This is a genomic window from Anaerolineales bacterium, from assembly GCA_019637805.1.
GTDB lineage: Bacteria > Chloroflexota > Anaerolineae > Anaerolineales > UBA11579 > JAMCZK01.
The window spans coordinates 355950-377584 of sequence record JAHBVB010000002.1; the positions used below are offsets into that span (position 1 = coordinate 355950).

22 protein-coding genes and 1 tRNA gene are annotated in these 21635 nt (G+C 61.8%); 15 read left to right on the forward strand and 8 right to left on the reverse strand.

Features of this window, described 5'->3' with window-relative positions; translation table 11 throughout:
• Positions 1–219 precede the first annotated feature (219 nt).
• Positions 220–432: a cold shock domain-containing protein gene (locus tag KF885_07365; protein MBX3048975.1), complete on the forward strand. Its 213-nt coding sequence runs from the start codon at positions 220–222 to the stop codon at positions 430–432.
• A gap of 75 nt (positions 433–507) precedes the next feature.
• Here the strand turns inward: KF885_07365 and KF885_07370 are convergent, their stop codons facing one another.
• The gene (locus tag KF885_07370; GenBank protein MBX3048976.1) at positions 508–801 is read right to left on the reverse strand and encodes a hypothetical protein; all 294 of its coding nucleotides are present in this window, start codon (positions 799–801) and stop codon (positions 508–510) included.
• A 486-nt stretch (positions 802–1287) separates the two neighbouring features.
• On the opposite strand from KF885_07370, the gene KF885_07375 reads away from it, so the two are divergent.
• Both KF885_07375 and KF885_07380 read left to right on the forward strand, forming a co-directional pair.
• Positions 1288–4704: a class I tRNA ligase family protein gene (locus KF885_07375; GenBank protein MBX3048977.1), complete on the forward strand. Its 3417-nt coding sequence runs from the start codon at positions 1288–1290 to the stop codon at positions 4702–4704.
• 71 nt (positions 4705–4775) lie between these two features.
• The gene (locus tag KF885_07380) at positions 4776–5540 is read left to right on the forward strand and encodes a hypothetical protein (GenBank protein MBX3048978.1); all 765 of its coding nucleotides are present in this window, start codon (positions 4776–4778) and stop codon (positions 5538–5540) included.
• Positions 5541–5556: 16 nt separating this feature from the next.
• On the opposite strand, the gene hemH is transcribed toward KF885_07380, so the two are convergent.
• From hemH to efp, 5 genes are all read right to left on the reverse strand, one after another.
• Positions 5557–6567 carry a ferrochelatase gene (gene hemH / locus KF885_07385; GenBank protein MBX3048979.1) on the reverse strand — a complete coding sequence of 337 codons (1011 nt, stop codon included), beginning with the start codon at positions 6565–6567 and terminating at the stop codon, positions 5557–5559.
• A gap of 133 nt (positions 6568–6700) precedes the next feature.
• Positions 6701–7816 (reverse strand): ketoacyl-ACP synthase III, encoded by a 1116-nt coding sequence (locus tag KF885_07390; GenBank protein ID MBX3048980.1) that lies wholly within the window; start codon positions 7814–7816, stop codon positions 6701–6703.
• A complete protein-coding gene (gene fabF, locus KF885_07395; GenBank protein MBX3048981.1) occupies positions 7817–9067 on the reverse strand; it encodes a beta-ketoacyl-ACP synthase II in 1251 nt (416 codons plus the stop codon).
• A gap of 157 nt (positions 9068–9224) precedes the next feature.
• Positions 9225–9557 (reverse strand): hypothetical protein, encoded by a 333-nt coding sequence (locus KF885_07400; GenBank protein MBX3048982.1) that lies wholly within the window; start codon positions 9555–9557, stop codon positions 9225–9227.
• Positions 9558–9714: 157 nt separating this feature from the next.
• Entirely contained in the window at positions 9715–10272 is a 558-nt protein-coding gene (gene efp / locus KF885_07405; GenBank protein MBX3048983.1) for an elongation factor P, read from the reverse strand.
• Positions 10273–10374: 102 nt separating this feature from the next.
• Here efp and KF885_07410 point away from each other — a divergent pair, with 102 nt between their 5' ends.
• The 3 genes from KF885_07410 to KF885_07420 are packed head-to-tail and all read left to right on the forward strand — an operon-like array spanning position 10375 to position 12536.
• Positions 10375–10779 carry a response regulator gene (locus tag KF885_07410; GenBank protein MBX3048984.1) on the forward strand — a complete coding sequence of 135 codons (405 nt, stop codon included), beginning with the start codon at positions 10375–10377 and terminating at the stop codon, positions 10777–10779.
• A 10-nt stretch (positions 10780–10789) separates the two neighbouring features.
• Positions 10790–11167, forward strand: a complete 378-nt coding sequence (locus KF885_07415) for a DUF192 domain-containing protein (GenBank protein MBX3048985.1) — start codon at positions 10790–10792, stop codon at positions 11165–11167.
• Positions 11127–12536, forward strand: a complete 1410-nt coding sequence (locus tag KF885_07420; GenBank protein MBX3048986.1) for a peptidoglycan DD-metalloendopeptidase family protein — start codon at positions 11127–11129, stop codon at positions 12534–12536. The genes KF885_07415 and KF885_07420 overlap by 41 nt, the downstream gene beginning before the upstream one ends.
• On the opposite strand, the gene KF885_07425 is transcribed toward KF885_07420, so the two are convergent.
• Positions 12533–12775 (reverse strand): DUF2007 domain-containing protein, encoded by a 243-nt coding sequence (locus KF885_07425; GenBank protein MBX3048987.1) that lies wholly within the window; start codon positions 12773–12775, stop codon positions 12533–12535. The genes KF885_07420 and KF885_07425 overlap by 4 nt on opposite strands.
• A 101-nt stretch (positions 12776–12876) precedes the next feature.
• Here KF885_07425 and KF885_07430 point away from each other — a divergent pair, with 101 nt between their 5' ends.
• Positions 12877–14484, forward strand: coding sequence for a hypothetical protein (locus tag KF885_07430; GenBank protein MBX3048988.1), 1608 nt, complete (start codon positions 12877–12879; stop codon positions 14482–14484).
• Complete coding sequence (locus KF885_07435; GenBank protein MBX3048989.1) at positions 14481–14933, forward strand: hypothetical protein; 453 nt, start codon at positions 14481–14483, stop codon at positions 14931–14933. The genes KF885_07430 and KF885_07435 overlap by 4 nt, the downstream gene beginning before the upstream one ends.
• 50 nt (positions 14934–14983) lie before the next feature.
• On the opposite strand, the gene KF885_07440 is transcribed toward KF885_07435, so the two are convergent.
• Positions 14984–15059: transfer RNA gene (locus tag KF885_07440), tRNA-Arg, on the reverse strand.
• Positions 15060–15227: 168 nt separating this feature from the next.
• Between KF885_07440 and KF885_07445 the strand changes: the two genes are divergently transcribed.
• From KF885_07445 to KF885_07475, 7 genes are read left to right on the forward strand one after another with little or no spacing between them, the layout of a single operon-like run.
• Complete coding sequence (locus KF885_07445; GenBank protein MBX3048990.1) at positions 15228–16859, forward strand: ThiF family adenylyltransferase; 1632 nt, start codon at positions 15228–15230, stop codon at positions 16857–16859.
• Between the two features lies 1 nt (position 16860).
• Positions 16861–17745, forward strand: a complete 885-nt coding sequence (locus KF885_07450; protein MBX3048991.1) for a hypothetical protein — start codon at positions 16861–16863, stop codon at positions 17743–17745.
• Positions 17746–17758: 13 nt separating this feature from the next.
• Positions 17759–18598 (forward strand): hypothetical protein, encoded by an 840-nt coding sequence (locus tag KF885_07455; GenBank protein ID MBX3048992.1) that lies wholly within the window; start codon positions 17759–17761, stop codon positions 18596–18598.
• Between the two features lie 57 nt (positions 18599–18655).
• Positions 18656–18922, forward strand: coding sequence for an EsaB/YukD family protein (locus KF885_07460; GenBank protein ID MBX3048993.1), 267 nt, complete (start codon positions 18656–18658; stop codon positions 18920–18922).
• A gap of 58 nt (positions 18923–18980) precedes the next feature.
• Positions 18981–19649: a Mov34/MPN/PAD-1 family protein gene (locus tag KF885_07465; protein ID MBX3048994.1), complete on the forward strand. Its 669-nt coding sequence runs from the start codon at positions 18981–18983 to the stop codon at positions 19647–19649.
• The gene (locus tag KF885_07470) at positions 19646–20503 is read left to right on the forward strand and encodes an FHA domain-containing protein (protein MBX3048995.1); all 858 of its coding nucleotides are present in this window, start codon (positions 19646–19648) and stop codon (positions 20501–20503) included. The genes KF885_07465 and KF885_07470 overlap by 4 nt, the downstream gene beginning before the upstream one ends.
• A gap of 3 nt (positions 20504–20506) precedes the next feature.
• Positions 20507–21628, forward strand: a complete 1122-nt coding sequence (locus KF885_07475; GenBank protein ID MBX3048996.1) for a VWA domain-containing protein — start codon at positions 20507–20509, stop codon at positions 21626–21628.
• The last annotated feature ends 7 nt before the right edge of the window (positions 21629–21635 follow it).

Genomic DNA, 21635 nt, shown 5'->3' on the forward strand with positions numbered 1-21635 from the left:
TGGACGAAACGGGTGCGTTGGTAGTGTTTAGCTAGCCACCTGCGTCCGAAAGATGCTTTCCGAGGTGGCCCAAACTCTAACGTTCCGCCTATATATAATCCATCGAAACCTGTTACACTCTCATTGTTAGTTAGCAGTGGCAGTTTTCAAACTGGGGGCATTTGCTTCAAATTGGAACTCCTGTGTAACTGAAAAAACGCAAGAAAGGAGTTCCTAATCATGGCAGACAGAATCCAAGGCACCGTCAAATGGTTTAACGGCGAAAAGGGTTTCGGTTTCATTGCTCGCGATGGTGGTGAAGATGTCTTTGTACACTTCAGCGCGATCAGCGGCGATGGCTTCCGCAACCTGCAAGAGGGCCAGAAGGTAGAATTTACCGTCACCCAGGGCCAAAAAGGCCCCCAAGCCCAAGACGTAACGCCCGTAATCTAGGCGTTGGCGTAAGAGCCAAACCAAAACGGCCCGCAGCAATGCGGGCCGTTTTCTTTACTCATTGAGTCCGTCGAGTTATCCCTGGCTAAACGCCAAATACAGCAGTCCCAGGCCAAACAGCAGCAGGATCAGCAATACGCCCGTCTTGCGGCGCAACTGGCCCTCCAGCACCAACAGGGCCGCCTGGCTGAGGAAGAACAAGCCGCCCAGCCCCAGGGCCAGCGGGTTGTAGCCCGCCTCTTCCTGGCCGAACAGGTCGCCCAGGAACATCGACAGCCCTATCGGGATCAGCAAGGCCAATGAAAACACCCGCCAGCGCGGCAGGCCCGGCGTGGCCAGCATCTCGGTCAGACGTTCAAAGATCTTCATAGCTACCGTCGAAAAGAATTATACAAGGCCGTCCGATAGCTACCCCTGACAGCTTGCGGCTAAGAGCCAATCGCTAATAGCTTTTTGTGGCATAATGCGCCCACAGGCTGAGACGAAAACGAGTACGCCCGTCACGGCTGGCAAGCGACCCCGGGAGAGTGAGAGCCGGGGCAGTCCAGCGGGCCGAAGATCCTTTCCGAGCCTAGACCTGAACGGCCACCGGCCTAGTAAGCGATACGGCCCGCCCACCGTTACCGGGCGCGGAGATGTATGCTCAGCTTGCTGATCGTAGTCTTCGACAGAGTGCTACGCCAAGCGTAGAATGCAGGTGGTACCGCGGGAGCAAAACTCTCGTCCTGCACACTGAATTCAGTGTGCAGGACGAGAGTTTTGCTTTAGCGCCTAGCTTTTAGTGAATAGCTAGTGGCTAACAGCTGCACTTATAGCGTATGGCTTATGGCTTAGCCAAACAAGGAGCAACACAACATGGCATTTCGCGAAGTACCCAACAAACTCGACTTCATTGCGATGGAGCATTCCATCCTCAAATTCTGGGACGAGACCCAGGCGCTGGCCAAGCTGCGCAGTCTGCGCCTGGGCGCGCCCAAGTGGAGCTTTGTTGACGGCCCCATCACCGCCAACAACCCGATGGGCGTGCACCATGGCTGGGGCCGCACCTACAAAGACCTCTACAATCGCTATTACGCCATGCAAGGCCGCGAACTGCGCTACCAGCAGGGCTTCGACTGCCAGGGCCTGTGGGTCGAGGTCGAGGTGGAAAAGGAGCTCAACTTCGCCAGCAAACGCGACATCGAAGCCTACGGTCTGGCCAGCTTCGTGCTGCGCTGCAAAGAGCGCGTGCTGCGCTATGCCGCGGTGCAGACCGAGCAGTCCATCCGCCTGGGCTACTGGATGGAGTGGGACTCGCCAGACCAACTGCGCTGGCTGGGCGAGCAGTTGGCCGCCAACCCCGGGCAGGTCATCGAATATCAAGGGCCGGCCGGCATCGCCGAAGGCACCGCCGAGCAGATCGTCGGCCGCCTGGGCATGCCCGAGCTGGGCGGCAGCTACTTCACCTTCAGCGACGAGAACAACTACATCATCTGGGCCTTCCTCAAGAAATGCTGGGAGAAGGGCTGGCTCTACCGTGGGGCCGACTCGATGCCCTGGTGCCCGCGCTGCGCCACCGGTATCAGCCAGCACGAGATCGAGTCGGATGGCTACAAAGAAGTCACCCACCGCACCGTCACCCTGCGCTTCCCGCTGCGCGGCCGCCAGAACGAAAGCCTGCTGATCTGGACCACCACACCCTGGACGCTGCCCAGCAACGTGGCCGCCGCCGTCGGCCCTGACCTGACCTACGCCAAAGTGCGCCAGGGCGAGCAGGTGTACTACCTCTCCAAGGGTACGCTGGGCATGCTGCAGGGCGAGCACGAACTGCTGGCCGAGCTGCAGGGCCGCGAGATGGAAGGCTGGGCCTATGACGGCCCCTTCGACGAGCTCGCCCCGGCCCAGGCTGAGGGCGGCTTCACCGAAGTGGCCGAGATCAAAGAAGGCATCAGCCAGAACGCGGCCCAGGCCCACCGCGTCATCCTCTGGGATGGAGTGGGGGAAGAAGAAGGCACCGGCATCGTGCACATCGCCCCCGGCTGCGGCGCCGACGACTACCGCCTGGGCCGCGAGCAGCAGCTGCCCGTCGTGGTCTGCATCGACGACGAGGGCCGCTTCCTGCCCGGCACTGCCGATTGGCTGCAGGGCAAAGACGTCAACGAAGCCCGCCAGCCCATCCTCGACGCGCTGGAGCGCAAGGGCATCCTCTACCACACCAGCGACTACACCCACCGCTATCCCACCTGCTGGCGCTGCAAGACCGAGCTGGTCTGGCGCGTGGTGGACGAATGGTTCATCAGCATGGGCCAGACGTACGACAAGCCCCGCCAGGATCTGACCCAGGCCGAGAAAGACGCCAGCCTGCGTTATCAGATCATGGACGTCGTCGACCAGATCCGCTGGGTGCCGGAGTTCGGCCACGCCCGAGAGATGGATTGGCTGCGCAACATGCACGACTGGATGATCAGCAAGAAGCGCTACTGGGGTCTGGCGCTGCCCATCTGGGTCTGTGACGATTGCAGCCAGCACACCGTGTTGGGCAGCAACACCGAACTGCACGAACGCGCCGTGGCGGGCTGGGATGAATTCGCCGGCCACACCCCGCACCGCCCTTACATCGACGCGGTCAAGTTAGCCTGCGAGCATTGCGGCGGCCAAATGAGCCGCATCCCCGATGTGGGCAACCCCTGGCTGGACGCCGGTGTGGTGCCCTTCAGCACCCTGCGCTACCGCCAGGAACCGGACTATTGGAACAAATGGTTCCCCGCCGATTGGATCAGCGAAAGCTTCCCCGGCCAGTTCCGCAATTGGTTTTACAGCCTCTTGGCCATGGGTACCGTGCTGGCCGAGACCGCGCCTTTCCTCAACCTGTTCAGCTATTCCACTCTGTTGGATGAGCAGGGCAAGCCCATGCATAAAAGCGCCGGCAACTCCATTGAATTCAACGAAGCCGCCGACAAGATGGGCGTGGATGTGATGCGCTGGATGTACGCCGCACAAAAGCCGGAGAACAACCTGCTCTTCGGCTACAACAAGGCCGACGATGTGCGCCGCCGCTTCCTCATCCCGCTGTGGAATGTCTACAGCTTCTTCGCCACCTACGCCCGCTTGGACGGCTGGACGCCGGACGCCGCCGCTTTTGACGCGGATCACCCCGAAGGCGCCACGCCCCAGTCCGAGAATCCGCTCGACCGCTGGATCCTGGCGCGCCTCAACCAGACCGTCACTCAGGTCAGCCATTCGCTGGACAATTGGGACGCTTTCGCCAGCACGCTGGCCGTCGAAGCCTTGATCGATGACCTGACCAACTGGTATGTGCGCCGCAGCCGGCGCCGCTTCTGGCGCAGTGAGCAGGACGCCGACAAGGGCCAGGCCTACGCCACGCTGTACCATGTGCTGGTCAAGCTGGTGCGCCTGATCGCCCCGCTTACGCCCTTCGTCACCGAGGAGATCTATCAGAATCTGGTTGTCAACCAGAATGCGGATGCGCACTCCAGTGTCCACATGACGCGTTGGCCCCTGGCCGACCCGGCCGCGCAGGATGACGCCCTGGTGGCGCAGATGGGTCTGGCCCGCCAAGTGGCCAGCCTGGGCCTCAGCGCCCGCGGCAATGCGAATCTTAAAGTCCGCCAGCCGCTGGCCGCCGTGCGTGTGCACGCCGGCGGGGCGGCCAGCAGCCTGCCGGACTACCTGACCGAAATCGTCCAGGACGAGCTCAACGTCAAAGCCTTGCTCTTCGTCCAGGACGCCGGCGAACTGGTGACCTATCGCCTGCAGCCGGACAACGTCAAGCTCGGCCCGCGCTTTGGCGCCGATTTCCCAGCACTGCGCAAGGCCCTCGAAGCGTTGGATCCGGCGGGGGTCAAAGCCCAGCTCGACCGCGGCGAAAGCGTGGAAGTGCATCTGGGCGGCCAGGCGCACGCGTTGGCCGCCGACGAGATCTTGGTCAGCAGCCAGCCGGCCGAAGGCCTGGCGGTGGCGGCCGACAAAGGCGTCACCGTCGGCCTGGACACCGCGCTGACGCCGGAGCTCAAGGCCGAAGGCACCGCCCGCGAGATCGTGCGCCGCATCCAGGACATGCGCAAGAAGGCCGGCTTCAACATCGAAGACCGCATCCACACCAGCTACCAGGCCGCCGGCCCTCTCGCCGCCGTCCTGACCGACTGGGCCGACTACATTAAAGCCGAAACGCTCAGCGAGCAGCTGAGCGAGGACACCCCAGCGGCCGACGCCTACAGCGAGGAGCACAAGCTGGATGGCGAAGTTGTCACCTTAGCCGTCTTTCGTAGTTGACCACAACGTAAGAAGGACTCTGCCCCTTGCCTCCTTTATAATCATGTGACCCTTCCGATTGGCGGTGAGTTATGCGAAAAACAAAACGATTTTTGTGGTTAGTGGGTCTGTTGATGTTTTTGCTAGTGGGATGCGCTTCCACTACAGTCGAACCCACTATAGAAGTTACACCCTTTACCGGCGCAGCTTTAGTGCCTACGAACACCGAAACCGCTGTACCCACCGCGACACGGATTCCCCCGACGGCAACAGTAGCCCCTCCTGATATCCTGTCTTCATTCTTGGAGAATATAGAAGTTGTTGCCTTTTATGATTTTAATAGAAATGATGGTTGGGATGTACACTGTGCTTGTGTTTTCAGTGGCGGAGAATTTGTGATGAATTCACGTAACTGGAATGCTGCCGTTTGGCGCAAGAACAGCATAGCGGCTGGAGAAGGAATTGTCCTTGACTTCGTCTTTTCAGAAAAGGTTCAATTTGAAGTTCTATTTGATATTGGTGAATGGGATACAAATCAGTATCGGCGTTTTGGAATCTATATAAATGACAATGTTGCTGGCGCGAACCTGTGGGCAGGCACTCAGTTGTTTCATGGTCGCTTAGGTGGAAACTTCTCTCTTAAACCTGGCACTCAATATTCGATGACTATGGCAGTAATAGAAGGCGGCGAATTTCTTGCTGTGATTTGGGACCCAACTGACCCCACAAAATTTATCAGTACTCATGAGCGTATTGGGGAAAGTTGGGCTGGTAGAGATTGGAAATTTTCTATTGGCGGGAATCAGGGACGAGTGAACGTCGATAATCTGCGAATGATTTCCTTTGGGGATAACTAGGTGTTGATGTTAGTTTCTAACTAACTTCATTCACCCAACCCACCACTGTCTCCACCCAATCCTCATTCGTATTCAAACACGGCACCAGGGTTAACGCCTCGCCGCCGGCTTCCAGGAACGTCTCCCGCCCGCGCAGGCCAATCTCCTCCAGTGTCTCCACGCAGTCGGCCACGAAGGCCGGGCAGATCACAGCCAGGCGCTTCACGCCGCTGTGCGCCAGCCGGGTGAGCTGCTCCACAGTGAACGGCCGCATCCAGGTATCCGGCCCCAGCCGGGACTGAAACCCCACCGAATAGTCCTCCACCTCCAGCCCCAACGCGCCGGCGACCGCCTCGGTGGTCGCCAGCGACTGGTGGCGGTAGCAGGTGGCATGGGCCGGCGAAGGCTGGCTGCAGCAGTCCGGACTGCTCAGGCAGTGGCCCCCGGTGGGGTCGCTTTTGCGCAGGTGGCGTTCCGGCACACCGTGGTAACTAAACAGCAGATGGTCATGGCCCTCCACATAGGGCCTGGCGCTTTCCACCAGTGCGCCGATGTAGCGCGGGTCGTTGTAAAAGGGTGGGTGGGTCTCCAACGTCATCCCTGGGTGCAGTTCCGCCAGGCGCTCGGCGGTTTCCACGATGCAAGTCTCCACCGTCGGCATGGCGAACTGCGGATACAGCGGGATGGCGTAGATCTGCTCGGCCCCCGCATCCAACAGTTCACGCAGCGCGCCGCGAATGGATGGGTTGCCGTAGCGCATCCCCAGCGCCACGGGCAGCTGGGTGCGCGCCTGCACTTGCTCGCGCAGCCGCTGACTGATTACTACCAACGGCGAGCCCTCGGGCCACCAAATGGATTGATACGCTTCTGCCGAACTGTAGGGTCGCTTGGGCAGAATGAACAGGCTGACTGCCATGCGCCGGATCGGGTATGGATAATCCAGCACGCGTTCATCCATCAGAAATTCTTCCAAATAGGGGCGCACATCCTCGGGTGTCGGACTGTCCGGCGATCCCAGGTTGATCAACAAAATACCTTTTTGCGTCATTCCATAGCCTCGGCGGCACATCCTAACGGCCGCCGCACGACCTGACCAGCCAACTTTGCGACCTTTGCTAGGTTTGCATAACTTGCAACAAAAAAGCGGCGCACCAACTGGTGCGCCGCTTGGGTTGTGCATCTTACGCCGAGGAGTCTTTGCCCCGGCCCCAGAACAAGCCTTCGATGAAGCGCCAGATGCGCCGCAAGAACGAGCGCAGGCGAGCGCGACGGCGGTAGCCGCGCACTTGGATCGGCTTGGCTTCTTCGAACGGCCCGGTCCAGCGGATCGCCAGCGAGCCCCAGGTCAGCCCGGCGCCAAAACCCACCATCACGGTATTGTCGCCGCTGTTCAGCATGCCTTGCTCCACCGCTTCGCACACCGCAATCGGGATCGAGGCGGTGGAGGTGTTGCCGTACTTCTGCACGTTCACGGCAAAGCGTTCCATCGGCAGCTTCAGTCCGCGCGCCGCGGCTTGAATGATGCGGAAGTTGGCCTGGTGCGGCACGATCAGGGCCACATCGTCCATCTCCAGGCCGGCTTTGTCCATCGCCTCGCGTGAGGCGGCTGCCATTACGCGGGTCGCAAAGCGGAAGACTTCATTGCCGTTCATATGGATGAAGTGCAGGCCATCCAGCACGGTCTGTGTGCTGGCCGGGTTCACACTGCCGCCGCCGGGGATCGACAGCAGGTTGCCGCCGGAGCCATCCGAACGCATCACCGCCGAAAGCACGCCGCCCGGTTCCTCGGCGGCCTGCAGCACAAAAGCGCCGGCCCCGTCGCCGAACAGGATGCAGGTGCTGCGGTCGGTCCAATCGACAATGCGCGACAAGGTCTCCGAGCCGATCACCAGGGCGCTCTTGATCTGCCCGCTGCGGATGGCTTGGGTGGCCATGTTGAGCGCATAGATAAACCCGGTGCAGGCCGCCGAAAGGTCGAAAGCGCCGGCCTTCTCCGCGCCCAGCCGGTCTTGCACTACGCTGGCCGTGGAAGGGAATACGTATTCCGGCGACGAAGTCGCCACGACGATCAGGTCCAGTTCGGTGGGGGGCAGCTTGGCCATGCGCAGCGCATTCGTGGCCGCTTCCACGGCCAATGAGGCGGTGGTGTCGCTCTTGCTGGCGATGTGGCGCTGCTCAATGCCGGTGCGTTCGCGGATCCACTCATCGTTGGTATCCACCATTTCGGCCAGGTCATTGTTGGTCAGAATTTTCTTGGGGACATGCATGCCCCAGCCTGTGATGTGTGCGTAAGTCATTTAGTCCGCCTGTGCCTGATAGCGGCCCACAATCACAGTGGCGTTGTGCCCCCCAAAGCCGAAGGAGTTGGACATGCATATATCAATTTCGGCTGCGCGGGCCTGGTTGGGTACCACGTCCAGGTCGCACAGCGGGTCAGGTGTCTCGTAGTTGATCGTCGGCGGCAGCATGCCATCGCGGATGGCCAGCAGACAGAACATCGCCTCGATCGCGCCGGCGGCGCCGATCATGTGCCCGGTCATCGACTTGGTCGAGGAAACCGGGATCTTGTAGGCGTGCTCGCCGAAAGTGGTCTTGATGGCGGCTGTCTCGCTTTTGTCGTTGAGCGGCGTGCTGGTGCCGTGGGCGTTGATGTAGTCGATCTGTTCCGGCTTCAGGCCGGCGTCGTCCAGCGCCATGCGCATGCAGTCCACCGCGCCGCGGCCGTTCTCGGCAGGAGCCGAGATATGGAAGGCGTCGTTGGTGCTTCCGTAACCCAGAATTTCGCCGTAGATCTTGGCGCCGCGCGCCTGGGCGTGCTCCAGCGATTCCAGCATCAGCACCGCCGCGCCTTCGCCCATCAGGAAACCGTCGCGGTTGGCGTCAAAGGGCCGGGAGGCGCCCTGGGGGTTGTCGTTGTTGCCGGTCAGGGCGGTCATATTGCCCAGCCCGGCCATGGCCAGGTCATTCACCGAAGCTTCAGAGCCGCCGGCCAGCATCACATCAGCCTGGCCGCGGCGAATGACTTCAGCCGCCTCGCCCAGAGCGTTGCCGCCTGTGGCGCAGGCGGTGGAAATGGCCCAGTTGGGGCCTTGGATCTGCAACTCGATGGCGATCAAGCCGCCCGCCGAGTCGGGGATCATCATCGGCACCAGGAAGGGGCTCACACGGTCGGGGCCGCTTTTCATAAAGACCTTGACCTGTTCGATCAGGCTCGTGGAGCCGCCAATGCCGCTGCCCACCAGGCAGCCCACCCGCAGGCGGTTGCTGTCGGTCACTTGCAGGCCGCTGTCTTGCATGGCTTCCTGCGCCGCGGCCATCGCCAGCTGCGCAAAGCGGTCCATGCGGCGCGCCTCACGGTGCCCGAACAGCGCCGCCGCATCAAAACCCTTGACTTCAGCGGCCACGCGGCTTTTGTGCAGGGTCGGATCGATCAGCGTGATCGGGCCTCCGCCAGGCGTGCCAGCCAAGATTGCGGCCCAGGTGCTTTCAACAGTATGGCCGAGAGGGCTGACACAGCCCAGGCCGGTGATGACGACTCGTTTTTTCATTGTGTGTATAGATCTCGCTTCTCACGGTTATAACACGGGGAGGGTGGATACGATGCGGAATAGCTGTAAGCGCTAAGCCGTAAGCTATAGCACTTCGGCGTTCTGAAATCGAACTTCTAACTTGCTGTTGCAGTTCCTGATTTGAGGCTCATGCTGATTAATCCCCTGGTCCCAGCACCCACTCGATGGGCAGCGAGACACACTGGCCGCAGCCGATCGCTGGCTCGGCCACTGGGCATTCACATTTGTGGCAATACGCGCTGACCTGCACTTCAGGGCGCAGGAAGAACAGCGGTTTGTTCACTTTGGGGGAGAGCTGCTGGTGTTCGCAGGCATTGGCTTGCAAAATGTCCGGCACCGGGCAGGTCTCACATAGGCGCGGTTCCCAGGTTTGCCCGGCGGCCTCCAGCAGCCGGCAGCGCTCTACGTGGCGACCACGGAAATAGTCCCCAAAGAAGTGGCGGCACTCTCTGCCAGCAGGAGTCTGCATGCGAGAATTATAGCTCTATGGAAGAATCGTCATTGCGAGGAGCCCGGCAACGCCAGGAGCGACGAAGCAATCTGTTTTGCTGAATGGCTACTTCGCTTGGAGATTGCTTCGCTCGACCTGTTGCGCAGCGTAAAGCTGGCAATACCGGCGCGAATATCTACGCCCGGGTGACGTATTCCCCCGTGCGGGTGTCCACACGGATTATGTCGCCTTGATTGATGAAGGCGGGCACCTGCACTTGCAGGCCGGTCTCGGTGGTCACCAGTTTGTTCACGCCGGTGGCCGTGTCGCCGCGCACGGCAGTTTCCGCCTGGGTCACTTGCAGGTCCACGGTAGTGGGCAGTTCCACATCCAGCGCTTCGCCCTGGTAAAAGGTCAGCTTCACGTCCAAGCCTTCTTTCAAATAACCCACCACATCCCCCAGGGTTTCCTCAGTGAGGGCCGGCTGCTCAAAAGTTTCCTGGTCCATGAAGATGTAGTCTTCGCCGTCTTTGTACAGGTATTGGACTGTGTGGTAATCCAGGCGCACATCCTGCACGCGCATCCCGGAATTGAAGGTCTTGTCGGTGATCGACCCGCTGCGCAGGTCACGGGCTTTGATGCGGATGGTGGCGCTGCCACGCCCGGGCTTGCTGTGAGAATAATCCAGCACCTTGTACAGGTTGCCGTCTTGCTCAAAGGTGGTGCCTTTGCGCAAATCGTTTACATCGATCATTAGAGCTCCTCATTGGGCCCAGAGAAAACGGGCGGGCGGGATTATAACCCTAAACAATTCGCTTAGGTGGGCGCAACCTTCCTTAATGGTACACTTCCGCGCATGATGGCCAACACCCCCCGCAAGGTGGTCTGCGTCGAGGATGAAGTCGAAATGATCGATCTCATTCGCCTCATTCTCAGCCGCCGCGGTTTCGAGGTGATTGGCGCCAATGGCGGGCGGGAAGGATTGGAGATCATTCGGGCGGAATTGCCCGACCTGGTCTTGCTGGACCTGATGATGCCCGATGTGGACGGTTGGCAGGTCTACCAGCAGCTCAAAGCCGACCCGGCCACGGCGGAGATCCCCGTGATTGTCGTCACGGCCAAAGCCCAAAACATCGACAAAGTGCTGGGCCTGCACATCGCCAAGGTGGACGACTACATCCCCAAGCCCTTCAGCTTGCAAGAATTGGTTGACCGGGTGGAAGCGGTGCTCAAGCGCCGCGACCAGGCCCGCGCCGCTTAGTGTCACCCTTATGCGCCGGGTTCAAGTCCTCAACCGCAACCGCGCCCTCCAGCTGCCCCTCGAAGTAGACTATTGCGCTTCATTCTTGTGCAAACTGCGCGGCCTGTCCTGGCGGCGGCACTTGGCGCCTGGACATGGCTTGCTGATGGCCGAGGCGGGCGAAAGCCGCCTGAACACCGCCATTCACATGCTGGGCATGGCTTTCGACCTGAGCATCATCTGGCTGGACAGTGACTTGCGTGTGGTGGATGTGCGCCCGGCCTGGCGCTGGCGTTCCTTCCTAACCCCGCGCAAAGCGGCTCGCTATGTGATAGAGTGTCGGCTTGAGCGTTTAGAGGAATTTCAGATTGGCGATCAAATCGAACTTCAAGACATCCTTGCTGCTTAGCCTGCTGGCCGCAGCCTTATTGCTCGTCACCACCCCAGCATTCGCCCAGGAAGAAGCAGAGGCGGAAGGGGTGCGCTATGTGGTGCAGCCCGGCGACACACTCTCCAGCATTTCTGTGCGTTTTGACGTGGCGCTCAATGAACTCATCGAGGCCAACAGCCTGATCAACCCCAACAGCCTGAATGTCGGCGATGTGCTGGTGATCCCTGGGATTGATTGGATCGAAGGCACCCTGGTCCTGCAGCCTCTGCCCATCGGCGAGGACTACGTCAGTTTAAAGCGCCGCTATCTGCTGAGCGACGCGGACATGGCCCGCCTCAACCGCTTCACCAGCACCAGCCCTGAGCAGATCTACACCGGCTTCCAAGTCATGCTGGCCACCGAGCACGGCGAGCTGACCGAGAGCGCCCGCGCCCTGGTGCGCCCGGGAATTTCGCTGCTGGAACTGGCCGCGGCTTCCGGCGACAGCCCCTGGGGTCTGGTGGCCGCCAACCAGTTGCCCGGCACCTGGGCTGCATTGCCTGGCGATGTGCTTTTCACGCCGGGGCGCCCCGGGAATGGCCCCGGGGGCTTGCCGGGTGAAGTTGCCAATCTGCAAATGGCGGCGCCGGGCTTTTTGCAAGGCGCCACCCTGCAGCTCAACTTTGATGCACCAACCGACCTCACCTTGAGCGGTGAGTTTGCCGGCTATCCGCTGCGCTTCTTCCGCTACGAAGACGCCTGGGTCAGCCTGCAAGGGATTCCGCTGGATGCGGTGGGCGAGCGCTACTCTCTGCAGCTTTCCGGCACCTTGCCGGATGGTTCGCCGTTCGCCTTTGCCCAGCCCGTGCGCGTGGCCAGCGCCGGCTATGAGCGGGCCAACCTGACTGTGCGGCCGGAACTTCTCGACGATCAGCTCAACGCCAGTGAGCTGGCCTATGTGGCTGAGATCATGTCGCAAGTCACGCCCGAACGGCTGTGGGAGCGCGGCTGGGGTTGGCCGCACGACCTGGTCAACGAGATCACCTCAGGTTTTGGCCTATTCCGCACCTACAACGGCGGCCTGGCCTCCAGTTACCATACCGGGGTGGACTTTGGCGGCGGCGCTTTGCTGGCCATCTACGCGCCTGCACCCGGACGGGTGGTCTTCGCTGGCCCGCTGGACATCCGCGGCAATGCCACCATTATCGATCATGGCTGGGGTGTGTTTACTGGCTATTGGCACCAGGCGGAGATCTATGTGAGCGTGGGCGATGTGGTTGAGCCGGGCCAGGTGCTGGGTATTGTCGGCGGTACCGGCCGCGTGAATGGCCCGCACCTGCATTGGGAGCTGTGGGTGGGTGGGGTGCCGGTCCAGCCTTTGGACTGGCTGGCCCGCACATACCCTTAGTCTTCGGCTTTGCCGAAATTGTCCCGGTAGATCTGGCGGGCGCGCACTTCGTGGCGTTCCGGGACAAAGATCTCGACTTCGGCCATATACCCGTGATGCAACCCATAGACATGGCCAATGCCCTCTTTGGTCAGCATGCAGGGGATCTCCTCAGCTTCCAGCAAACCGCGCAGCACCTCGGCCAGGATCGAGTCTTCCATCACGGCGATGCGGGTTAATTTGGGGTCGCGATTTGGCATTTGTCCTCTTGAGAAAGTTGCGGGCTCAGGTATAATATCGCCGCTTTGCTTCACAGTAGTGTAGTTCCGCTTCATTTTCCCACAATTCAAGTGCAGAGCGCATGAGCAGCCAGTCTTCTACTTTGTCTGCCCAGCAGCCCGCACTCGAGATGGATTGGGAGCAATTCAGCATTCGGTCAGCCGATCTCGAATTTCTCTCCGCATACCTGCTTGAAGAAGAAACGCCCCTCGGCCCAGAAGCGCTGGCCGCCCAACTCATTCGCCATCGCATGGAACAGCAGCAAGAGCATGTGGCCGCCCAACAAGCCGCGGCCCGGCCCTACCTGCCCCAAGAGCGTTATCAGGTCGGTGACCAGCTCAGCTTCCCCGCCCTGGGCTGGCAGGCAGGCCGCGTCAGCGCCGTGCGCCCGGCCAGGACCTTGGGCGAAGCCGTCTTTGATGTCATCACGGTGGAATTTGCCGATGGAGCCAGCCGCGAGTACGCTGCCGGGCTGGAGGAGCATGTCCTCAATCATCCGCCTGAAGTGGAAGAAGCCCCCGAGGATGTGCTGGCCGCCGCGGTCAGCGATCATGCCGCCCGCATCGCGCCCCAATTGGTGGAGGCGCTGCGCCAAAGCCCGGACTTCGTCTATATCGCCGGCCGCTGGTTCCCCAAAGCCCTGATCGTGGATGTCGACTCCGGCCAACTCAACGTTGCCGAAGCCTTGATGGACATGGCTTCCGGCGGCCCGCTGCTCACCGCCCAGCTTCTCGGCGAAGTCGAGCTGCCCAGCGGCGTCAATCCGCGGCTGGCCGAATTCTCTCTCGACCTCGCTCTGCAAGAGGACCCGCGCTTCGACGAAGTGGGGCCTTCGGGCGAGGTCGCCTGGTTCCTGCGTCGTTTGGAGCCGGAGCCGCTGCAGCGCACCCCCCTGCATCTAAGCTATGAAACCCTGGAGCACGACCGCGCCGCGCTGACCGAAGATATGCTGGCGTTCGAAACCCAGTTTGATGATGAACTGACCCCCGCCGAATTTCAACCCCAGGCGGAGGGCGATCACATCCAGGTCGCCCTGCTCTACCCGCACTGGCGGGTGGGCAGCCTGCCGCTGACCCGCCGCCTGGCCGCGTTCTTCCCCAGCGCTTACGAATCCCCCCGTGTGCGTTTCGATTTTGTTGACACGTCCAGCGGGGCGCGTTTTGAAGGTTGGGTCGACCGCGAGCACGGGTACATCGTTGGGTTGCGCCAGTGGTACCTGGACCGCGGCCTGATGCCCGGCGCCTTTGTGCAGCTCAGCCGCAGCCAGCAGCCGGGTGAGGTGCTCATCTCCGTGGATGCCCACCGCTCCAGCAAAGAGTGGGTGCGCACGGCTTTGGTGGGGGCGGATGGCGGCGTGGTGTATGCCATGCTCAAGCAGACCGTGGCAGCATCTTTCAATGAGCGCATGATGATGCACCTGCCGGCTGATCTCAGCCCGCTGGATGCGGTCTGGGAACGCCGCATTGGCAAGCCGGTCAGCAACTTCGCCCAGATCGTAGCCACCACCCTGCGGGAACTGGCCAAGCTCAACCCGCAGAACCACGTGCATGCGGAGGAGCTCTATTCGGCCCTCAACCTGGTCTTGCGCTGCCCGCCGGCCCCGCTGCTGGCCTTGCTGGCCACTCGCCCTCAATTTGAACACGTTGGCCATTTGCACTTCCGCCTGGCCGAACAGATCGCAGACGCATGAGCGAGAACTCCGAACCTCAAGAGAACGAAATCCTGCGTTCCAGTCTCATTCGCCCCACGCTGGACACGCCCTTTCACATTGACTTCTCCTGGTGGCGGCAGAACGACCAGGAATGGCAGGTCTTTCTGTACGGCCTGCTCAGTGAAGAGCAGCAGGCCAGTGTGGGCCGGATTAACCTGGACGATACGATTGACCGGGTGGACCCGCAAACTGCCCAGGTCACCCAGATCGACGCACTGCAATACCTGCTCAGCTCCCACTACGGCGCCAACGATGAGCAGGGCGGTTCCTCGCTGATCGAGTCGATCTTCCGCGCCTTCCTTAAGAATGGCAACCAGCCCCTGACCGCGGAGCAGTTGGCCGCAGACCTGGGCCGCCCGGCGCAGACCATCCTGCGCACACTCTCCGGCCGTCAGGTCTACCGCGGCATCCGCCCCGCCAATGTTTAATGGCTTTATGGAATAAAAAGAGCCTGCGTTAGCAGGCTCTTTTTGGTTTCTGGCGCCCTCGGCAGGGCTCGAACCTGCAACCTACGGATTAGAAGTCCGTTGCTCTATCCATTGAGCTACGAGGGCTGGTCGATAGCGATTATACAGGCTTGTCGGGCTTCCCACGCTTTCCGTGCTTGGAATATGAGAAAAATTTAGCGGCGTAGCACTTTTCGCTCGTCTCCCGTTCACTTCGCCAGCGCAATGGAATGCTGGTCTGACCAGCAGACCACTGCCTTTGGAGAGAGACCGCTGATGAGCAACGCTATCCCCAGAAGCAGCATCCCAGAGCTGGTGGCCGGCAAACTGGCCGCCGCACTGCTGGAAAAAGACTACCTGCCGGGCGCCTACCTGCCGCCGGAGCGTGACCTGATCAAGGACCTCGGCGTCAGCCGCTCCTCGCTGCGCGAGGGACTGCAGATCCTGGCTGAGGCCGAGCTGATCGAAGCGCACCAGGGGGTTGGCTGGCTGGTGGCCGCCTTATCGGCGCAGCAGGCGGCCAAAGCCCGCAAGCTGGCCGCCCGCCTGGCGCCACCTGCTGCGGACAAGCCGGCACGGCGCAAACCGGCCGCGCCGGCTGCCGGGCCACAGCGCCTGCCCGTGGCCAAAGAGAAGCCGCTGCACATCCCCAACCTCAAGAAAGACCGTCTGGGCACTTTCGACTTCATCTCCTGGTGGGAACGCGACAAAGTGCGCGACGCCAAGGTTATGGTGGTGGGGGCGGGCGCTTTGGGCAACGAGGTCATCAAGAACCTCACGCTGATGGGCATTGGCCACATCTACGTGGTCGATTTTGACAATGTCGAACTGGCCAACCTCAGCCGCTCGATCCTCTTTCGTGAGAAGGACTCCGGGCGGGAAAAAGCTCAGTTGGCCGCCGCCCGCGCCAAAGAGATCAACCCCGACGTAAAAGTGCAATACCTGCACGGCGATATCACGCATGACATTGGTTTGGGCGTCTTCCGCCGTATGGACGTCATCATCGGCTGCCTGGACAACCGTGAGGCGCGCCTGGCGGTCAACCGCTTTGCCTATTGGATGAACAAACCGTGGGTGGATGGCGCCATCCAGGAACTGCTCGGATTGGTGCGCGTGTTCGTCCCCGGCGACGGCGCCTGCTTCGAATGCACCCTCACCGAGCAGGCCCGCCGCGACCTGGCCCTGCGTTACTCCTGCCCGCTGCTGGCCCGCCAGAACATCTTGCTGGGCAAAGTGCCCACCACGCCCACCATCGCTTCCATTATCGGCGCCATGCAGTCGCAGGAGGCGCTCAAGCTGATCCACAGCATGCCGGTGGAGCCGGGCAAGGTCACGCACTTCAACGGCTACACCAATCACATGCACACCACGGCCTACCTGGCCGAGGAGGACTGCGAGAGCCATTGGATCTACGGTGAGATCACCGAGACACCGTTGCGCGCCGAGAGCACCACCCTGGGCGAGATGCTGGATGTCGTTTTCGCTGATCTGGGCGAGGACGCTGTGCTGGAGTTGGATGAGGAGCTGGTGCTCTCGCTGAATTGCATGGCTTGCAACACTTCTGAACGAGTGCTCAAGCCCATGTCCGACGTGTCCTTTGAGGCTGGGCATTGCCCCACCTGTGGCGAGATGCGTGAGGTCAACATGACCCACACTATCCGCGGCGACGAAGATTTCCTTGACCGCAGCCTGGCCAGTGTGGGCGTGCCACCGCTGCATGTGCTGCGCGCCACCAACGGCCGTGATTTTCGCTTCTACGAACTCAGCGGCGACTTGCATAAAGCGCTGCACTTCAACGATTTTGCCGAGGCGGTACCGACACCCTCGCCAGAAGCGCGTGTGCGCCTGGGTGAACCGGTCAGCGAATCTGGGGACACGGCCGCGGCGCGCATCCATCTGATGGATTGATATGGCCACGAATGTCATTCAAATGCCGCGCATGAATTCTTCCCCCAGCACCTTCGGTCACCTGCTGGAACAGGTCGTCCTGGTAACGCTCATCACGGCCGTCACCGCCCTGGCTTTGCTGCTGCTCTTTTCGTTGGAGTTGCAGGTTTCCCTGACAGCCATGAAATATGCCGCGCTGGGCTTGGTGGGCTTGGTGGCGGGCTTCAGCGCGCGGCGTCTGCTAGCGGGGCGTAGCTATGCCCTGCGCCTGTCCACCGCTGGGCTGGCCATCTGCCTGGGGCTGGGCTTGATGAATGAGGCCAGCCGCGGCTTTATTGGCATTGACCCCTTGCACCAATTCGCCCACATCACCTTCGAGCAGAACGGGCTGGCTCTGCTCACCAGCAGCCTGGCGGCCTGGCTGGCGCTGAGCGCCTTTGCCCGGCCGCGCACTGAGATCCTGGTGGAGCCGCGCCCGGCCGCTTCGCTGGAAGTGGCGGCGCCTGTACCTCCCATCAGCGTCTCGCCTGCGCCGCGGCCGCGTGTGCGCGCCGCGCGCCCAGCTCGCCGACCCACCATCCGCACCTCGATCGCCAATTGGAGCGGGCGCGTCAAAACCAGTTTGGTCAGCCTGTGGCCGGGCCGCCGCGTGCGCCGCGGCCCCAGCCTGCGCCAGCCCCGCCAGCGCATCGCCGCTCCGGCGGCGCCTAAGCGCACCCGGCGGGGCCGCCGGACAGCTGTGCATTTTTCCAGTGCGGAGACCCATGTCTGCCCGTACTGCCTGGAAGAAGTCACCAAGAAAGACCCGCGCGGCGTGCAGATTTGCAAAGTGTGCAAAACCTGGCACCACCGCGATTGCTGGGAGATCACTGGCGTTTGCCAGGTGCCGCATCAATACGCAGAGTAAACGAGGAGATCCTATGGCTGAAACCGAAATCACGATCATCATGCCCAGCGGTGGGGCGCGCAAGGCCGAAATGCCGGACGACATCCCCATCCGCGACCTGGTCACCGAGCTGGCTTCGCTGCTGGAGCTGCCCACTGTAGGGCCAGACGGCCGCCCGATGGGCTACCGCCTGGACAGCAAGGCCCTGGGCCGTGAACTGAAGGAGGACGAGACCCTGGCTACTGCCGGCGTGCCTGCCGACGACCGCCTGATCCTGACCGCCGACATCACCGCCGGCGCCGTCGGCACGGAAAGCCCGCGTCTGCGCCGCCTGAAAGCCGACCACACCCGCATGCAGGAGCTGGCGGCTCAGAGCGACTTTATCGACTTCAAGGCGCTTTCCGAGCGGCCAGGCCTGCCGCCGGAAAAATACATCGTGACCTACACCTGCAAAGGCATCGTGGGCGTTGACCGTTCCGGCACGCCCAAGTTTGGCGAACGCCACCAGGTGGAGATCTATCTGCACAACCAATACCCGCAGCGTTGGCCGGGGATGAAGTGGCTGACCCCGGTCTGGCATCCCAACATCAACCACCTCAACGGCACAGTCTGTGTGGACGCTGCCTGGTGGACGGCCAGCCGCTCGCTGGACCGCCTGGTGTTGATGATCGGCGAGATGGTGCAGTACAAGAACTTCCACGACGATCCCACCAAACCGCCATTCCCCTGGGATCCGGAGGCCGCCCGCTGGAGCCGGGAATACCGGCGCCGCAACCCACGCGCCTTCCCGGTGGATGCGCGCGAGTTGCTGCGCCCAGAGCGGGTCCGCATCAAGGACAAGCCCAAAACCAAGCCGCGCATTCGCCTCAAATAGTGGTTCCCGGCAGCATGCTGCCGTTGATTGCCAAGAAGAACTTGAAAGGAGTTAGACATGGCAGAGATCCCTGTAACCGTAGTATTGCCCTCGGGGGGCAGCCGTTCCGCCGATGTGCCCGATGACGTGGAGGTCAAGGACCTCATCCCGGAATTGGCCACTTCACTGGAACTGCCCACCACCGGCCCGGACGGCCGCCCGATGGGCTACCGCTTGGACAGCAAGGCCCTGGGCCGCGAGTTGAAGGACCAGGAAACCCTGTCTGGCGCCGGCATCCCCGCCGAAGACCGGCTGATCATGACCGCCGACGTCACCGCCGGGTAATGACTTGGCCTGGGCAGGGCTGGCAAAACAGCCCTGCCCAGACGCCTGCTTTTTGCTTATGACCCACACCAACATCTCCCCACTGGTAGCGGCTCAGGCGCCCCGCCCGGCGCGTCTGCCGCTGGAGCGCGCCCAGCGCTGGCTGGCCGAGGGTGAGCCGGATGCTGCGCCGCACACTCAGGTCTTCATGACCCAAACTGCCTTCCAGGCCATCCACCGTCACGCCAACACCGACTTGGATAACGAAGTAGGCGGCTGGTTGGCGGGGCGGCACTGTCAGGATCCGGACACGGGTCAGCCTTACCTGGTGGTGGAGGCGCTCCTGCCCGCCCAGCAGGTGCGCTCGGGCAGCACCTTCCTCACTTTCACACACGACAGCCAGGTGGCCATGCTGGCCGCCCTGGAGGAGCGCTACGCCAACAAGCACATTGTGGGCTGGTACCACACCCATCCGCGCATGAGCGTTTTTCTCTCCGGTTACGACCTTTGGCTGCATCGGCACTTTTTCCCGCATCGCTGGCAGGTAGCGCTGGTGGTGGAACCGCACAGCCACACCGCGGGCTTCTTTATTCGAGACAAAGAGGGCAACTTGAACGCCCAGCAAGGCTACGGTTTTTACGAGCTCTTTAACCGCAAATCCCACCCGGTGGTGGACTGGAAGAATTTACACCAGCCACCGGCTTCAGACAAAGGCCAAGCCAAGGCCGCTCAGGAGGCAGAAGAATGAACCGCTACACCCGTCTGTATTACTACAGCCTATTGGGCGCCATTGGCGGCCTGATCGGCTGGCAGGCCAGCAATCTGCTCGGCCTTTCGTTCGTGCAGAATCTTTATCTCAGCGAAGTCGTCGTTGGGGCGCTGATCGGCCTGTGCATCGGCGCCCTGATCGGCCTTAGTGAGGGCCTGGCCGCCCGCAGCCCGCTCTACGGCCTGCGGGCCGGGCTGATCAGCGGGCTGCTCGGCGCCCTGGGCGGCGCGGCCGGGCTGCCGCTGGCCGAATATGCCTTCCAAAGCCTGGGCGGCGAAGCCTGGACGCGTGCGCTGGGTTGGGCCATCTTCGGCGCCTTTATCGGCGCCGGCTTGGGTTTCAGCAGCGGGTCCCAGCTGTGGAAGCCGATCCTGGGCGGCCTGCTGGGTGGCGCGGTCGGCGGCTTTTTGCTGGAGTTCGCCCGCCAGCGCTTTGCCGACCCATTGATGGGCAAGGCGGCCGGCCTGGGCCTGCTCGGCGCGGCGGTGGGCGCTTTCATTGCCCTCATTGTGCTGCTGCTCTCCAAAGCCTGGCTGGAAGTGGTTACGGGCAAGATGAAGGGCACGGAATTCGTGCTGGACAAGTTCATTCACGCCAATGGGCCTTCGGCCTATATCGGCTCAGATGCGCTCAAGGCAGACATCGTCCTGCCTGATCCGGATATTGCCCCACAACATGCCCTGCTCAAAGGCGCAGACACGCACATGACGCTCAAGGATATGAGCAGTCAGGGCACTTTTATCAACAACCGCCGGATCGAAGTCGCCAATCTAAAAGACGAACAGGCCATTCGGATCGGCAATACCCAAATGGTCTATCACGAAAAGAGGTAACCCATGAAGACACTTCGCCTCTCCATCACGCTTTTGGCTGTCTTGGCCCTTTTGGGGACTGCGGCCTTCGCACCCCTGGCCCAGGCCGAGGAGAACATCCGCGTCACCCAGGTGGATACCAGCCAATTCCCGCGTGTCACTGTCTACGTCTCCGCCACGGACGCGGCCGGCAATCCGTTGCCGGTGGACCCCAACCGCATTCAGCTGGCCGAGAATGGCCAGCCCATCCCGCTGGACCGCATTGAAGGCATTGGCGATGTGGGGGCACTGACCACCATGCTGGTCATGGATGTCTCCGGCAGCATGGACACGGCTGGCAAGCTGGATGCAGCCAAAGCGGCCGCACACCAGTTCATTGACCGTATGCGCCCCGGCGACCAGGTGGGCCTAATCGCTTTCAACACGCAGATCGAAACCGTGCAGCCCATCACCAGCGACCAGGAAGCCCTGCGCGCCGCGGTGGACAGCCTGACTGCCGGCGATGACACCGCCATGTATGACGCGCTCATGGCAGCCGTGGAGCAGTTGGAGGCCGAGAGCGGCCGCAAAGCGATCATTGTGCTGACCGATGGCATGGACAATTCCAGTTCCGCCAATACCGACACGGTCGTCAATCGCATCGGCCCCATGGGGCTCTCCATCTCGGCGGTGGGCCTTGGTTTGCCGGGGCAGGGCGGCGCCATGGCGGGTATTAATCAGCCGCGCTTGCAGGACCTGGCCGATAGGGCTGGCGGCCTGTATGGCTACGCTGAAGACGAGGACAGCCTGACCACCCTATACAGCAGCTACGCCACCGCGCTGCAGAGCGAGTACGCCATCACCTACACCTCGCCGGCCACCCTGCGTGATGGGGTCAACCGCGCCCTCAGCGTTTCGCTGGCTTCGTCGACGGGTGCCTCAGGCAGTGACACGGCCGCCCAGTACAACCCCGGTGGCCTGGTGCCAGAGGTGGCCCAGCCCGCCTCTTGGACGCTGTTTGCTGCCGTCATCCTGATCCTGGTTGCGCTGGTGGCTGTGCCCATGCTGTGGGGCAGCCTGCGGAGCAATCTTGCCCCCGCCTCTGGTGGAAGCGGTGGCAAAGTCCGCTTGAAAAAGCCGGCCAATGTGCGCATCAAGCTCAAATAAAGAAAAG

Bases quoted from the DNA above. Each gene is read 5' to 3' on its own strand.
- KF885_07415 (MBX3048985.1), top strand. From the start codon at position 10,790: ATGCGCCGGGTTCAAGTCCTCAACCGCAACCGCGCCCTCCAGCTGCCC.
- KF885_07410 (MBX3048984.1), top strand. From the start codon at position 10,375: ATGATGGCCAACACCCCCCGCAAGGTGGTCTGCGTCGAGGATGAAGTC.
- KF885_07465 (MBX3048994.1), top strand. From the start codon at position 18,981: ATGACCCACACCAACATCTCCCCACTGGTAGCGGCTCAGGCGCCCCGC.
- KF885_07390 (MBX3048980.1), bottom strand. From the start codon at position 7,816: ATGACTTACGCACACATCACAGGCTGGGGCATGCATGTCCCCAAGAAA.
- KF885_07445 (MBX3048990.1), top strand. From the start codon at position 15,228: ATGAGCAACGCTATCCCCAGAAGCAGCATCCCAGAGCTGGTGGCCGGC.
- KF885_07380 (MBX3048978.1), top strand. From the start codon at position 4,776: ATGCGAAAAACAAAACGATTTTTGTGGTTAGTGGGTCTGTTGATGTTT.
- KF885_07460 (MBX3048993.1), top strand. From the start codon at position 18,656: ATGGCAGAGATCCCTGTAACCGTAGTATTGCCCTCGGGGGGCAGCCGT.
- efp (MBX3048983.1), bottom strand. From the start codon at position 10,272: ATGATCGATGTAAACGATTTGCGCAAAGGCACCACCTTTGAGCAAGAC.
- KF885_07455 (MBX3048992.1), top strand. From the start codon at position 17,759: ATGGCTGAAACCGAAATCACGATCATCATGCCCAGCGGTGGGGCGCGC.
- KF885_07435 (MBX3048989.1), top strand. From the start codon at position 14,481: ATGAGCGAGAACTCCGAACCTCAAGAGAACGAAATCCTGCGTTCCAGT.
- KF885_07370 (MBX3048976.1), bottom strand. From the start codon at position 801: ATGAAGATCTTTGAACGTCTGACCGAGATGCTGGCCACGCCGGGCCTG.
- KF885_07430 (MBX3048988.1), top strand. From the start codon at position 12,877: ATGAGCAGCCAGTCTTCTACTTTGTCTGCCCAGCAGCCCGCACTCGAG.
- hemH (MBX3048979.1), bottom strand. From the start codon at position 6,567: ATGACGCAAAAAGGTATTTTGTTGATCAACCTGGGATCGCCGGACAGT.
- KF885_07475 (MBX3048996.1), top strand. From the start codon at position 20,507: ATGAAGACACTTCGCCTCTCCATCACGCTTTTGGCTGTCTTGGCCCTT.
- KF885_07470 (MBX3048995.1), top strand. From the start codon at position 19,646: ATGAACCGCTACACCCGTCTGTATTACTACAGCCTATTGGGCGCCATT.
- KF885_07365 (MBX3048975.1), top strand. From the start codon at position 220: ATGGCAGACAGAATCCAAGGCACCGTCAAATGGTTTAACGGCGAAAAG.
- KF885_07400 (MBX3048982.1), bottom strand. From the start codon at position 9,557: ATGCAGACTCCTGCTGGCAGAGAGTGCCGCCACTTCTTTGGGGACTAT.
- KF885_07375 (MBX3048977.1), top strand. From the start codon at position 1,288: ATGGCATTTCGCGAAGTACCCAACAAACTCGACTTCATTGCGATGGAG.
- KF885_07450 (MBX3048991.1), top strand. From the start codon at position 16,861: ATGGCCACGAATGTCATTCAAATGCCGCGCATGAATTCTTCCCCCAGC.
- fabF (MBX3048981.1), bottom strand. From the start codon at position 9,067: ATGAAAAAACGAGTCGTCATCACCGGCCTGGGCTGTGTCAGCCCTCTC.
- KF885_07425 (MBX3048987.1), bottom strand. From the start codon at position 12,775: ATGCCAAATCGCGACCCCAAATTAACCCGCATCGCCGTGATGGAAGAC.